This is a genomic window from Mycobacterium sp. E3198 (genome assembly GCF_001667015.1).
GTDB lineage: Bacteria > Actinomycetota > Actinomycetes > Mycobacteriales > Mycobacteriaceae > Mycobacterium.
Genome location: NZ_LZIS01000066.1, coordinates 1 through 12,352, shown reverse-complemented (window position 1 = coordinate 12,352; position 12,352 = coordinate 1). Strand labels below are relative to the sequence as shown.

The window sequence follows — 12,352 nt, the reverse complement described above, 5'->3', positions numbered from 1 at the left end:
AATGACCGACACTCAGGAAAAGACCAAGCACCCCGCGCACGAGGCCGGTCGCCGATCCCGCGAGGCGGTGATGGCCAGGGACAAGGAAGCCTGGCTGGCGGTGTTCGCCGACGACGCGATCGTCGAGGATCCGATCGGGCCGTCGGCCTTCGATCCCGAGGGCAAAGGGCACCGGGGGCGCGACGCGATCTCGTCGTTCTGGGACCTGGCCATCGCTCCCACCACCAAGATCGAGTTCGTCTTCCGCGACACCTACCAGTGCGGCAACGAGGAAGCCAACGTCGGACACATCCTCATCACGACGGGCGATTACCAGGTCACCGCCGAAGGCGTTTTCACCTACAAGGCCAACGACGAGGGCCAGATGGTGGCCCTGCGCGCGTACTGGGAGATGGACCAGGCGGCCGCGAGCACCAAAAAGATCTCGGGCTGACCCTAGAGCGGCTCCAGCCCTGCGAGGTGCCGTTGCGCCAGGTCGCGATAGGCCTGCGGGTTGACGTTGATCCACATCTCCGCGCCGGTTCCGGCGACCGGTCCCTTCACCTGCGCGGGCGACCCGACCGCCAGCATTCCGGCCGGAATCTGGGTGCCGGCCAGCACCAGTGATCCCGCCGCGATCAGGCTGCGCGCGCCGATCACCGCGCCGTCCAGAACGGTGGCGTGGTTGGCGATCAGCGCCTCTTTGCCGACGTGGACGCCGTGCACAACGCACATGTGCGCCACCGTCGCCCCGGGTCCGATGTCGACGGGAATGCCCGGCGGCGCGTGCAATACCGATCCGTCCTGGACGTTGGCGCCCTCGCGGACCACGATCGGCCCGTAGTCGCCGCGCAGCACGGCGTTGAACCAGACCGATGCCCCCGCCTCGACAGTGACGTCGCCGATCAGGGTCGCGGTCGGGGCCACAAACGCGGTGGGATCGATCCGCGGCGATCGACCTTCGAAAGCAAACAGCGGCATCGTCTAGATATACCCCAACGTCAAAACGCTTGCTGAAAACCGCAGCAAGACGCGCTGTCGTTGCGCCGGACGGGGCCAAAACTGTAACGTGTTCTAGTTAGAGACTACTTGGAGGTGGAAGGTGAGTACCGACACCAAGGCGGTCGGCATCCGGGAAATCGACCCCGGCGCCTTGCCGACCCGATACGCCCGCGGCTGGCACTGCCTGGGCGTCGCGAAGGACTTCCAGGACGGCAAGCCGCACTCCGTGCAGGCGTTCGGCACCAAGCTGGTCGTGTTCGCCGATTCCCACGGGGACCTCAAGGTGCTCGACGGCTATTGCCGCCACATGGGCGGTGACCTGTCCGAGGGCACCATCAAGGGCGACGAGGTTGCCTGCCCGTTCCACGACTGGCGCTGGGGCGGTGACGGCCGCTGCAAGCTGGTGCCGTACGCCAAGCGCACCCCCAAGACGGCGCGCACGCGGTCGTGGACCACCGACGTCCGGGGCGGCCTGCTCTTCGTCTGGCACGACCACGAACAGAATCCGCCGGACCCCGCGGTCCGGATACCCGACATCCCCGAGGCCCACAGCGACGAATGGACCGAGTGGCGATGGAACCGCATCCTCATCGAGGGATCGAACTGCCGCGACATCATCGACAACGTCACCGACATGGCGCACTTCTTCTACATCCATCTCGGGTTGCCGACCTATTTCAAGAACGTCTTCGAGGGCCACATCGCCTCGCAGTACCTGCACAACGTCGGCCGGCCCGACGTGAACGATCTCGGGACCTCCTACGGCGAAGCGCATTTGGATTCCGAGGCCTCCTATTTCGGGCCGTCGTTCATGATCAACTGGCTGCACAACAGCTACGGCGGCTATAAGGCCGAGTCGATCCTGATCAACTGCCACTACCCGGTCACGCAGAACTCGTTCGTCCTGCAATGGGGCGTCATCGTCGAAAAGCCCAAGGGCATGGACGAAGCGATGACCGACAAGCTGTCCCGGGTGTTCACCGAGGGCGTCAGCAAGGGCTTTTTGCAGGACGTCGAGATCTGGAAGCACAAGACCCGGATCGAAAACCCGTTGCTCGTCGAGGAGGACGGCGCCGTCTACCAGCTGCGCCGCTGGTACCAGCAGTTCTACGTCGATGTCGCCGACATCGCCCCAGAGATGGTGGAGCGCTTCGAGATCGAGGTCGACACCACCCGCGCCAACGAGTACTGGAACGCCGAGGTCGAGGAAAACCTGAAGGCGCGGGAGTCCGAACCCCAATCAGAAGGCGTACCCGCCGAGCAACACTAGGACCATGCCCGAAGATCACCCGGCAGTACCGGACGTCGATCGGCTCGCCCGGTCGATGCTGCTGCTGTATGGCGATCATCACGATCACGACGAATCGCCCGCGGCAACCGGTGGGACGGGATCCTGGTCCAAGTCAAAGGATTTCGCTGACGACCCGCAACGCGCCGCGGCGGTCGCCGCGGCCAGCCGCGCCGATCGGGAGCGCTACCTGACATCGGGGCTGCTGCCGGTGGATTGCCGGTTCTGCCACGTCACGGTCACGGTCAGAAGACTCGGTCCGGGGCACACCGCCGTGCAATGGAACACCGACGCGGCGCAGCGTTGCGCGTACTTCAGCCAGGTCCGCGAATCCGGCGGGGACACCGCGCGTGCGCGCGCCTGCCCGAAGCTGAGCGACAGCATCGAGCACGCGGCCGCCGAGGGCTACCTGGACCACCCGGACGACGACTGAGTCAGTCGCCTTGGGGCAGTTTGGTTATCGCTTCGAAGGCCTCGAGAAACACCTCGGCGATGTCGTCGTGGCGCGCGCCGGCCAGCGGCTTCTTTCCCAGCAGCACTCGCTGCACGCCGATGCCCAACAACAGGGCCGTCACCATGTCCGCGCGAATCCTCGGTCGGTCGGCGGTTATCCGCCTGGCCAGGTTGCGCGTGAGCCCGACCTCAAGCTGGGCATTGAGCCGAGCCACCACGGCGGGGTCCCCGCTGGACCGCAGCAACGCGAACAACGGGGCGTCGACGTCACGGCGGGCTGCCAGGACGCGGGCGATCAACCGCTCCCCCAGCGCATGGTCGGCGGCGTCCAGGAGGTGCGCCACGTCTTCCGAGACGTCGGTCGCTGCCTCGAAAAGCCGTTGCTTGGACCCGAAGTAGCGCCGGACGAGGGTGACATCCACGCCGGCTTTGGCGGCGAGCTCACGCAGGCCGATGGCGCTGTAGCCGCGCGCCAGGAAAAGCTCGCGCGCCGCTTCAAGCAGCCTGGCTCTGGTGGCGCCGGCATCGCGGCGCCGCGGCGACACGCTGGTCATGTCACTCCCTTCGCATTGTCTACGACTGTAGACATAGCGGCGGTGGCAGCGCTACGCTGGCGGATATGTCTACATACGTAGACATATCGTACGGAGGTGAGCTTGCCATGACCGGAGTCATGCTGGTCAAACAGCGGGTCGCCAGCGTCGGCCGATGGAACAACGTGTTTCGCGACCCGCAGCTCGACGCGATCAGGCGCCGGCACGGACTGGTGGTGACGGGGACCTATGTCGACGGCGACGACCCCGATACCGTCATCGTCGTCATGGACATGGAAAACATCGATGCCGCAAGGCGGTTCGCGGGATCACCGGAGCTGGCCGCGGCGCGGGAGCGGGCGGGTGCGGTCGGGCCTCCCGAAGGGGTGTGGTTGGGGTCGCGCCGGATCGAAGGGTGACCGTCACACGAGCGACCGGTCACAGCCCGGCGAATCGCTCCTTCACCGCTTCCTCGGTCAACCCGTAATCGGCCAGCGAATAGGTGTGTTTGGGCGCCCGCTCGCCGGACTGGCTGGCGGCGTGGCTCTTCTCCATGGCCGCCCGGGCCTCGTCGGTCAGCGCCAGACCGAAGTGCCGGTAGATGTCGGCGACGGTGCCCAGCGGATCGGCTATCAGGGCCCGATAGTCGACGTCGTAGAACTGAGCCGGGTCGTACTTGGCCCGCGCGCTGTTGAACCGTTCCAAACCGCGCGACCAGGTTTCCATTGAGTCGGCACCGATCTGGGCGCCGACGAACGTCGTCGACCATCCCTCCGCGGTGTGCTGCGCCAGCGAGCACATCGAGGCCATGATGGTCTCGACGGGCCGGTGGGTCTGAATCACGAGCGCGTCCGGATAGGTCGCCATCAGCGCGTCCAAAGCGAAAAGGTGGCTGGGGTTCTTCAGCACCCACCGCTTGTCGGCGTCGTTGAGTCCGATCAGCTGGAGGTTCTTGCGATGCCGGCGATACGACGGCGTCCAGTCCTGCTGCGACAACCACTTCGAGTAACTGGGCAGGTGCGACAGGGTCTCGTAGGACACCGAGTGCAGTGACTGCCGCAGCAGCTGCCAGCACTCCTCCAGCTCGTACGCGGCCATGAAATGCAGACCGGTGTAGCCGGGGTTTTCCTGGTGATGCTGGGTGAACTGCGCGTCGAGCTGGCGATACATCGGGTTGGATTCCCAGGTTTCGCGCGGCGGGCGCGGCTGCGGGAACTCCGCCAGCCACATGTGCAGACCCTGGTGCGCCGGGTCGGCGCCCAGCAGCCGGTGCAGCGCCGTGGTGCCGGTACGCACCAGCCCGGTGACGAAGATCGGCCGTTGGATCACGACGTCGGCGTGCTGCGGGTATTGCTTCCAAGAGGATTCGGACAGCAGCCGGGCCACCAGCGCGCCGCGCAGAAAGAACCGATTCATCTTGCTGCCCAACACGGTGAGGCCCGCTTCGCTCCGGTAGGAGTCCAGCAGCACCCCCAGCGCCTCGCGGTAGTTGTCGTCGTCGGCGCCGAAGTCGTCCAGGCCCGTCAGCTTGGTGGCGGACGCGTGCAGTTCCTCGACGGTGCCGACATCGGTGCGGTCGCCCATCAGTTGTGGTACTCCCCGCAGTTGACGTCCAGCGTCTGCCCCGTGATGCCGCTGGACAAATCGCTGGCCAGGAAAAGGATCGCCGAGGCCACCTCGTCCTCGGTGGGCAGTCGCTTCAGGTCGGCGTTCGCGGCCGTGGCCTGGTAGATCTGGTCCGCGGTGGTGCCATACTTGCCGGCCTGGTGTTCGAAGTAGGCCTTCAACGTCTCGCCCCAGATATAGCCAGGAGCAACGGAATTGACGCGAATACCCTTCTCGCCGAGTTCGGTGGCCAGCGACTGGGACATCGCCAGCAGAGCCGACTTGGCCATCTTGTACGCGCCGTACTTCGCCTGCGAGTGGCGCAGCACCATCGAGTTGACGTTGACGATCGATCCGTGCGACTCCTCGAGCGCAGGCGTCAGCGCCTGGATCAGCCGCAGCGCCCCCAGCGCGCTCAGCTCGATCGCATCGCGGATGTGCTGAAACGACGTGCCGGCCAACGGTTTCATCGACGGCACCCGGAATGCGTTGTTGACCAGCACGTCGACCTTGCCGTAGCTCGCCATGGCGGTCTCGACGAGGTAATCCACCTCCTCGTCGTTGGTGATGTCGGCGCGCACCGCCAGCGCCTTGTGCCCGGAGTCGTTGATCTCCTTGGCCACCGCCTCCAACCGGTCCAGGCTCCGGGCGGCCAGCACGAGGTCGGCGCCGTCGCGCGCACACCGGTGCGCCAGCGTGGTGCCGAGCCCCGGCCCGACGCCACTGATGACGACTACCTTTCGCTTAAGCATTCCTGACATCGTCACCCCAGCATCCTGGCCGCTATTTGCTGTTGACGCAACGCGATTCGTGCGCGCCACTGTTCCTCGGAGATCTTGTTGTGCTCGAAATACGGCAGTGCGCCCGGCACCGCGTCAAAGTCCACCAGCTCGACGGTGGGCCCGTCGGCGTCGGTGAGCTGGCGCGACACCCGCTGCCAGCGGAACTGCACGTAGCCCCGCCGGTGGCCGCGCGTTTCCACCCAGTTGGTCACGCCCGGGTTCTGATCGGCGACCACGATGCGGACCTTACCGTCCGGATCCGCTTGGGCCTGAGTGTTGTTCAGCGACGTCTGGTGGTTGATGTAGTCCAGCGAGATGTACCACAGGCTGCCGAGTTGAAAGCCGAGATAGGGGGCGTCCGAGACCGGGATCGTGATCACCAGCGCCTGGTCGGGCCGCAGATCGAAATGCCCCGCCGACGAATACTGCGTCGCCAGCCCGCCGGGGGTCAGCCGGGGTGCGACCATGGTGTTGACCGGGATGTTCAGGTAGAACCACTCGGGGAATTGCAGCCAGGTCTTCACCCGGTTCACCAGCTGCTTACCCGCTGTGGCATAACGCTTTTCGATCGTCTGCCGGGTCAGCGGCGGCGGCGCGGTGCCGGCGGTGTCCAGCCGGGAGATGGTCAGCGTGCCGCGTTGGGCCGACCAGTCGCCATACACCTCGCGGATCACCAGTTGGCCCGGGCTGTTCGGTCGCACCCGCCACTCGAAGCTGCCGTCGGGGGCGATCTCGAGTTCGCGATCGTCGAACGCGGCTTGGCTGGCGGGCACGTTGTCGTCGGTGTACTCGCCGCCGAGCAACTGGAAGCTCAGGTCGGTGGTGGTGCCGCGCCGGCCGGTCACGACATAGTCGTGGTCGGGCTGTACGCGGGTGCCGAAGTAGAGGGTGTCGGGGTTGTCCAGACCCATCTTGGTGAACGGCCCGGTGCCTGACTGCAGGAACGGATGGTCGCGCTCGTAGTCGAAGGCCAGATGCATGCAGCCCGCGATGCATCCCGCCAGGTATTGCAGTCCTTCGAGGAGGTCGGCCTCGCTCTCGATGAACGGTGCGGCGGCGACCAACTCTTCGGCCTGGGCGATGGCGTCAGTGAGGGGTTTAGAGAACACGCCTAGACGCTAGAACGTGTTCTACTTTTTCGTCAATGGCGAACGTTCCCGCGCGTCGCCGCTGACGTTTGCCGACGACACCCGCTCACTAGGGCGCACACTGCTGGGACAGGTCGATCAGATGCTGCCGCACATCGGGGTGCCGACTCAGGTAGTCCATGACGTTGCCATTGCCGCCCTCGGCCTGGGACTTGGCCTGCAGCTGCTGGTGGAGCTGGGGATGCTCCTTGAGGTACGAGTCGATGGACTGACCCACGGTCTGATTGCATTGCGGCGCGGCGTGGGCCTGCGGCAGCGCGATCATCACCGGGGCGGTGGCGCTCAGCAGACCGGCGGCAACCAGGGCGTACAGTCCGCGCCGAAGAGGGTTGACGGTCCTGAATGTCACGGTCATAGAGCCGAGGTTACCCGCGTTAACCGAGTGGCGACCACCGCCGAATCGACGCTGAGATCGCGGCGCGCCGGGTGCGTGGGTTAGTTGGCCCGAGCCTCGGGTTCGGGCGCTTCGTCCGGTGGCAGCTCCATGGCCACCCTCTCCCCCGACGCCTGCGCTTCCGCCGCCTTGGGCTTGATGGCCGAGACCTCTGCGGCCGGTCCTGCCGCGGCCTGTGTGGTCGCGAGAGGTGTGGCGGCGAGCGGAACCGGTGCTTCCTCGACTTCCGGTGCGACCGCTTCCGGCGCGGGCGGCGCGGCGGGCGTCGCGGTTTCCTCCGCTGCCTTCGTGGTGGGGACCGGGATACCCGTCGCGGAACCCGTGGACGAGGAGGAGTTCATCGCCGCGGACGCCATCATCATGGCCCCCATGCCACCGGCTCCGATGAAGCCCGGGCTGCCACCGCCGCCGATCATGCCGCCGGCGGGCGCCGCGCCGACGTTTCCGGCGCCGGCGTAGGTGCCGCCCGTCGTCACCGCGCCCGCGTTGGCATCGGTCGCCGGCACAGCGTTGGCGTAGCCGCTGTCCGCGCTTCCGGCGCCGACCGCGGCACCCATGCCGGGATTGTCACCTCCGCCGCCGGCGCCGCCGGCTACGCCCGCGCCGGCCGGGGCGTCGCCACCACCGCCACCGCCACCGGCACCACCGGCGGCGCCCGCGACCGCGGCGGTGCCGCCTGCCGGGTTCGATCCGGCGCCGATGCCGCCCAGGCCCGGAAGGCTGGGGATGGCCGGCAGACTGGCCTGCCCCGACAGCAATTGCCCGGCGGCCGCCGACGCGCCGCCGTGATAGCCCACCATCGCCGCGACGTCCTGGGCCCACATCTCCATGTAGTTGAACTCGGTCTCCGCGATCGCCGGCCAGTTCTGGCCGAACAGGTTGCTCATCACCAACTGGAACAGGCCGTTGCGGTTGGCCTCCACCTGCAGCGGGTGCACCGTCGCCGCCACCGCGCCCTCGAAGGCGCTGACGACCGCCTGGGCCTGAGCCGCCGCCCCCGCCGCCTGGGACGCCGCGGCACTCAGCCAGGCGGAGTACGGAGCAGCAGCCGCCGCCATCGCCTGCGCGGCCGCACCCTGCCACGCCTGGCTCGCCAAGTTCGACGTGACCGAGGCAAACGACTGGGCCGCGGATCCCAACTCGGCGGCCAGCCCATTCCAGGCGGCCGCGGCCTGCAGCATCGGACCCGATCCGGCGCCCGAGTACATCAACAGCGAATTGATCTCCGGCGGCAACGTAAAGAAGCTCACAACATCCCCTAGCGGCACATGCAGTCGATACAACGCTAAGCCAAACCCGACGGAGGATTACCGCCTTCCGTCAGATTCAAAGAATTCTAGAGCCCGGGCAGGCGGTGCACACCGGAGCGCCCACCGCTAATGCGTGACGACGGCGCCGCTCTCTTGCTCGCGCTTGATTTCCAGGGCGATGTCGATCAGCTGGTCTTCCTGGCCGCCGATGAGCTTGCGCTGACCGGCCCGGTGCAGCAGCGCCGCGGCGGGCACGCCGTAGCGCTCGGCCTGGCGCACGGCGTGCTTGAGGAAGCTGGAGTAGACGCCCGAGTAGCCCATGATCAGCGCGTTGCGGTCGAGCAGGCACTCCGCGGGCATGGCCGGCCGCACGACGTCCTCCGCGGCGTCGGCGATGTCGAAGAAGTCGATCCCGGTCTTGACGCCGATCTTGTCGAACACCCCGATCAGCGCCTCGACGGGCGCGTTGCCCGCACCGGCCCCGAAGCGGCGGCAGGATCCGTCGATCTGCTTGGCGCCGGCCCGGACGGCCTCCACCGAGTTGGCCACCCCCAGCCCCAGGTTTTCGTGGCCGTGGAAACCGACCTGGGCGTCGTCGCCCAGCTCGGCGACCAGCGCCGCCACCCGGTCGCGCACCCCTTCGAGGACCAGCGCCCCGGCCGAGTCGACCACGTAGACGCACTGGCAGCCGGCGTCGGCCATGATGCGCGCCTGCGCCGCGAGCTTCTCCGGCGGAATGGTGTGAGACATCATCAGGAACCCGACGGTCTCCAGGCCCAGCTCGCGCGCCAGACCGAAGTGCTGGATCGAGACGTCGGCCTCGGTGCAGTGGGTGGCGATGCGGCAGATCGAGCCGCCGTTGCTCTGGGCCTCCTTGATGTCCTCCTTGGTGCCCACCCCGGGCAGCATCAAAAAGGCGATCTTGGCCTCGGTGGCCGTCTCGGCGGCGAGCTTGATCAGCTCCTGCTCGGGGGTCTTGGAGAAGCCGTAGTTGAAGCTCGAGCCGCCCAGCCCGTCGCCGTGGGTCACCTCGATGACGGGGACACCCGCCGCGTCCAGGGCCGCGACGATGGCGCCCACCTCGTCTTTGGTGAACTGGTGGCGCTTGTGGTGGGACCCGTCGCGCAGCGACGTGTCGGTCATCCGGACGTCCCAGATCGGATTGAAGAAGATGTCACTCATCCTTGCGCTCCTCCCGCCCTCGCGGACAGGGATTCCTTCGCGATCTCCTCACCGACCTTGGTGGCCGCGGCGGTCATGATGTCGAGGTTGCCCGCGTACGGCGGTAGGTAATCGCCGGCGCCCTCGACCTCGACGAAGGTGGTCACCACGTGGTTGCCGCCGTTGACCACCGACGGCTCGTCGAACTGCGGCTCGTTGAGCAACCGGTAGCCCGGCACATAGGTCTGCACCTCGGCCACCACGTCGTGGATGGACTTGGCGATCGCGTCGCGGTCGGCATCCTCCGGGATGGCGCAGAAGATGGTGTCGCGCATGATCATTGGCGGATCGGCCGGGTTCAGGATGATGATGGCCTTGCCGCGCTCGGCGCCGCCGATGGTCTCGACGCCCTTGCTGGTGGTCTTAGTGAACTCGTCGATGTTCGCGCGCGTCCCGGGACCCGCGGAAACCGATGCCACCGAAGCGACGATTTCCGCGTACGGCACCCCCACGACCCGCGAGACCGCGTAGACGATCGGGATCGTCGCCTGTCCCCCGCAGGTGATCATGTTGACGTTCGGCGCGTCCAGATGTTCGCGCAGGTTCGCCGGCGGGATCACCGCCGGGCCCACCGCGGCCGGCGTCAGGTCAATGGCCCGGATTCCCGCGGCCGCGTATTTCGGCGCCGCGTCCCGGTGCACGTACGCGCTCGTCGCCTCGAACACCAAATCGGGTTTCTCCGGCTGGGCCAGCAGCCAGTCGACCCCTTCGTGGGTGGTTTCCAGACCCAGCTTGCGGGCCCGCGCCAGGCCCTCGCTGTCCGGGTCGATGCCCACCATCCAGCGCGGCTCCAGCCAGTCCGATCGGAGAAGCTTGTACAGCAGGTCGGTGCTGATATTTCCCGACCCGACAATGGCCACACTCGCCTTGGACGGCATGATGCTCCTTGTATTTGGACTAATTCAAAACTAATCCGGTGCTATTCGAAGGACAACCGCACGGAACCCAGTCCCGTGAAGTCGGCGACGAATTCGTCTCCGGCGTGTGCATCTATCGCTCGCGTGCACGATCCCGGTAACACGATGTCACCTTTTTTCAGGCGCACACCGAAGCTTTCCACCTTGCGGGACAACCACGCCACCGCGGTGACGGGGTTGCCCAACACGGCGTCGCTGCGACCCTCGGCGATCACCTCGCCGTTGCGGGTCAGCACCGCGTCGATCGCCTTGACGTCGATGTCGGACGGCGACACCCGGGCCGCACCCAGCACGAAGCCCGCCGACGAGGCGTTGTCGGCGATGGTGTCGCACAACGCGATCTTCCAGTCGGTGATCCGGGTGTCGATCAGCTCGATCGACGGCACCAGGGCCTCGGTGCCCGCCAGCACGTCCTCCTCTGTGCAACCCGCCCCCGGCAGGTCGGCGGACAGGATGAATCCCACTTCGACCTCCACCCGCGGGTATAGGTAGCGGCCGGCCTTGACCGGGGTGTCCTCGAACGCCTGCATCTCGTCGAGCAGGTGGCCGTAATCGGGCTCGTCGACGCCCATCATCTGCTGCATCGCCAACGAGGACAGGCCCACCTTGTGCCCCAGCACGCGGGCGCCTTCGGCGACCCGCTGGCGGATGTTGATCAGCTGAATCTCGTAGGCGTCGACGACATCGATGTCCGGGTATCGGGCGGTCAGCGGAGCGATGGGCTCCCGGCTGCGCTCGGCTTGCGCCAGGTCGGCGGCCAGCTCGTCGCGGATCGCAACACTGAGCATTTACCGAAGTCCCCTCGTTCTCGTGACCGGGCCGGTAGCGCCCAACCCGGGCAATTCTATAACGTGTTCTACATGACAGCGCAGGAGTACGACGTCGTCGTGGTCGGGAGCGGCGGAGCCGGCATGGTGGCCGCCCTTGCCGCCGCCCACCGCGGCCTTTCGACACTAGTCATCGAAAAGGCCGCGCATTTTGGCGGCTCCACCGCGCGGTCCGGGGGCGGGGTCTGGATCCCCAACAACGAGGTGCTCAAGCGCGACGGCGTGCGAGACACCCCCGAAGCCGCCCGCACCTACCTCCACGGCATCATCGGCGACATCGTGGACCCGGAGCGCATCGACGCCTACCTCGAACGCGGCCCCGAGATGTTGTCCTTCGTGCTGAAGCACACGCCGTTGAAGATGTGCTGGGTGCCGCGCTACTCCGACTACTATCCCGAGGCGCCGGGGGGCCGCCCGGGCGGCCGCTCGATCGAGCCCAGGCCGTTCAACGCCCGCAAGCTGGGCCCCGACGAGGCGGGCCTGGAACCGGCCTACGGCAAGGTTCCGCTCAATGTGGTTGTGATGCAGCAGGATTACGTGCGCCTCAACCAGCTCAAGCGACACCCGCGGGGCGTGGCGCGCAGCCTGAAGGTCGGCGCCCGCACGATGTGGGCCAAGGCAACCGGCAAAAACCTGGTCGGGATGGGGCGCGCGCTGATCGGGCCGTTGCGGATCGGGTTGCAGCGCGCCGGGGTGCCCGTCGTGCTCAACACCGCGCTCACCGACCTCTATGTCGAGGACGGGGCGGTGCGCGGGGTGTACGTGACCGACGCCGGCGCGTCTGAATCGGTTGAGCCGCGCCTGATCCGGGCCCGCCGCGGCGTCATCCTCGCGTCTGGCGGGTTCGAGCACAACGAGCAGATGCGGGTGAAGTACCAGCGCGCGCCCATCACCACCGAGTGGACCGTCGGCGCGAAGGCCAACACCGGCGACGGGATTCTCGCCGGCGAAAA

General features: G+C 67.1%; 15 protein-coding genes. 5 read left to right on the top strand and 10 right to left on the bottom strand.

The features are described 5' to 3' along the window. Window position 1: 1 nt before the first annotated feature. Window positions 2-433, top strand: coding sequence for a nuclear transport factor 2 family protein (locus A5673_RS07810; protein WP_068229438.1), 432 nt, complete (start codon window positions 2-4; stop codon window positions 431-433). Between the two features lie 2 nt (window positions 434-435). Here the strand turns inward: A5673_RS07810 and A5673_RS07805 are convergent, their stop codons facing one another. Then, on the bottom strand, window positions 436-960 hold the full coding sequence (locus A5673_RS07805; protein ID WP_068229435.1) for a gamma carbonic anhydrase family protein: 525 nt from the start codon (window positions 958-960) through the stop codon (window positions 436-438). A gap of 121 nt (window positions 961-1,081) precedes the next feature. Here A5673_RS07805 and A5673_RS07800 point away from each other — a divergent pair, with 121 nt between their 5' ends. Together A5673_RS07800 and A5673_RS07795 are read left to right on the top strand one after the other, a co-directional pair. Further along, the gene (locus A5673_RS07800) at window positions 1,082-2,251 is read left to right on the top strand and encodes a Rieske 2Fe-2S domain-containing protein (protein WP_068229433.1); all 1,170 of its coding nucleotides are present in this window, start codon (window positions 1,082-1,084) and stop codon (window positions 2,249-2,251) included. A gap of 4 nt (window positions 2,252-2,255) precedes the next feature. Continuing rightward, the gene (locus A5673_RS07795; RefSeq protein WP_068229430.1) at window positions 2,256-2,702 is read left to right on the top strand and encodes a hypothetical protein; all 447 of its coding nucleotides are present in this window, start codon (window positions 2,256-2,258) and stop codon (window positions 2,700-2,702) included. A 1-nt stretch (window position 2,703) separates the two neighbouring features. Here A5673_RS07795 and A5673_RS07790 read toward each other — a convergent pair whose 3' ends face one another. Beyond that, complete coding sequence (locus tag A5673_RS07790; RefSeq protein ID WP_068229425.1) at window positions 2,704-3,276, bottom strand: TetR/AcrR family transcriptional regulator; 573 nt, start codon at window positions 3,274-3,276, stop codon at window positions 2,704-2,706. A gap of 107 nt (window positions 3,277-3,383) precedes the next feature. Between A5673_RS07790 and A5673_RS07785 the strand changes: the two genes are divergently transcribed. Continuing rightward, a complete protein-coding gene (locus tag A5673_RS07785) occupies window positions 3,384-3,674 on the top strand; it encodes a hypothetical protein (protein ID WP_231970931.1) in 291 nt (96 codons plus the stop codon). Between the two features lie 19 nt (window positions 3,675-3,693). On the opposite strand, the gene A5673_RS07780 is transcribed toward A5673_RS07785, so the two are convergent. The 8 genes from A5673_RS07780 to A5673_RS07745 all read right to left on the bottom strand — a co-directional run bounded on the left by A5673_RS07780 (window position 3,694) and on the right by A5673_RS07745 (window position 11,360). After that, complete coding sequence (locus A5673_RS07780; protein WP_068229422.1) at window positions 3,694-4,839, bottom strand: sulfotransferase; 1,146 nt, start codon at window positions 4,837-4,839, stop codon at window positions 3,694-3,696. Then, a complete protein-coding gene (locus A5673_RS07775; RefSeq protein WP_068229419.1) occupies window positions 4,839-5,621 on the bottom strand; it encodes an SDR family oxidoreductase in 783 nt (260 codons plus the stop codon). The genes A5673_RS07780 and A5673_RS07775 overlap by 1 nt, the downstream gene beginning before the upstream one ends. Before the next feature lie 2 nt (window positions 5,622-5,623). Then, entirely contained in the window at window positions 5,624-6,751 is a 1,128-nt protein-coding gene (locus tag A5673_RS07770) for a hypothetical protein (protein ID WP_068229416.1), read from the bottom strand. 88 nt (window positions 6,752-6,839) lie between these two features. Next, window positions 6,840-7,145: a hypothetical protein gene (locus tag A5673_RS07765; protein ID WP_068229413.1), complete on the bottom strand. Its 306-nt coding sequence runs from the start codon at window positions 7,143-7,145 to the stop codon at window positions 6,840-6,842. Window positions 7,146-7,225: 80 nt separating this feature from the next. Then, entirely contained in the window at window positions 7,226-8,434 is a 1,209-nt protein-coding gene (locus A5673_RS07760) for a PPE family protein (RefSeq protein WP_068229410.1), read from the bottom strand. 126 nt (window positions 8,435-8,560) lie between these two features. Further along, complete coding sequence (dmpG, locus tag A5673_RS07755; RefSeq protein WP_068229407.1) at window positions 8,561-9,616, bottom strand: 4-hydroxy-2-oxovalerate aldolase; 1,056 nt, start codon at window positions 9,614-9,616, stop codon at window positions 8,561-8,563. After that, a complete protein-coding gene (locus A5673_RS07750; protein ID WP_068229403.1) occupies window positions 9,613-10,533 on the bottom strand; it encodes an acetaldehyde dehydrogenase (acetylating) in 921 nt (306 codons plus the stop codon). Before A5673_RS07750 ends, dmpG begins: the two co-directional genes overlap by 4 nt. A gap of 41 nt (window positions 10,534-10,574) precedes the next feature. Continuing rightward, window positions 10,575-11,360 (bottom strand): 2-keto-4-pentenoate hydratase, encoded by a 786-nt coding sequence (locus A5673_RS07745; RefSeq protein WP_068229400.1) that lies wholly within the window; start codon window positions 11,358-11,360, stop codon window positions 10,575-10,577. A gap of 72 nt (window positions 11,361-11,432) precedes the next feature. Between A5673_RS07745 and A5673_RS07740 the strand changes: the two genes are divergently transcribed. Further along, window positions 11,433-12,352 (top strand): FAD-dependent oxidoreductase (locus A5673_RS07740; protein WP_156747998.1); only part of this gene is annotated, 920 nt, incomplete at its 3' end.

Bases quoted from the DNA above. Each gene is read 5' to 3' on its own strand.
- A5673_RS07810 (WP_068229438.1), top strand. From the start codon at position 2: ATGACCGACACTCAGGAAAAGACCAAGCACCCCGCGCACGAGGCCGGT.
- A5673_RS07805 (WP_068229435.1), bottom strand. From the start codon at position 960: ATGCCGCTGTTTGCTTTCGAAGGTCGATCGCCGCGGATCGATCCCACC.
- A5673_RS07795 (WP_068229430.1), top strand. From the start codon at position 2,256: ATGCCCGAAGATCACCCGGCAGTACCGGACGTCGATCGGCTCGCCCGG.
- A5673_RS07790 (WP_068229425.1), bottom strand. From the start codon at position 3,276: ATGACCAGCGTGTCGCCGCGGCGCCGCGATGCCGGCGCCACCAGAGCC.
- A5673_RS07785 (WP_231970931.1), top strand. From the start codon at position 3,384: ATGACCGGAGTCATGCTGGTCAAACAGCGGGTCGCCAGCGTCGGCCGA.
- A5673_RS07780 (WP_068229422.1), bottom strand. From the start codon at position 4,839: ATGGGCGACCGCACCGATGTCGGCACCGTCGAGGAACTGCACGCGTCC.
- A5673_RS07775 (WP_068229419.1), bottom strand. From the start codon at position 5,621: ATGTCAGGAATGCTTAAGCGAAAGGTAGTCGTCATCAGTGGCGTCGGG.
- A5673_RS07765 (WP_068229413.1), bottom strand. From the start codon at position 7,145: ATGACCGTGACATTCAGGACCGTCAACCCTCTTCGGCGCGGACTGTAC.
- dmpG (WP_068229407.1), bottom strand. From the start codon at position 9,616: ATGAGTGACATCTTCTTCAATCCGATCTGGGACGTCCGGATGACCGAC.
- A5673_RS07750 (WP_068229403.1), bottom strand. From the start codon at position 10,533: ATGCCGTCCAAGGCGAGTGTGGCCATTGTCGGGTCGGGAAATATCAGC.
- A5673_RS07745 (WP_068229400.1), bottom strand. From the start codon at position 11,360: ATGCTCAGTGTTGCGATCCGCGACGAGCTGGCCGCCGACCTGGCGCAA.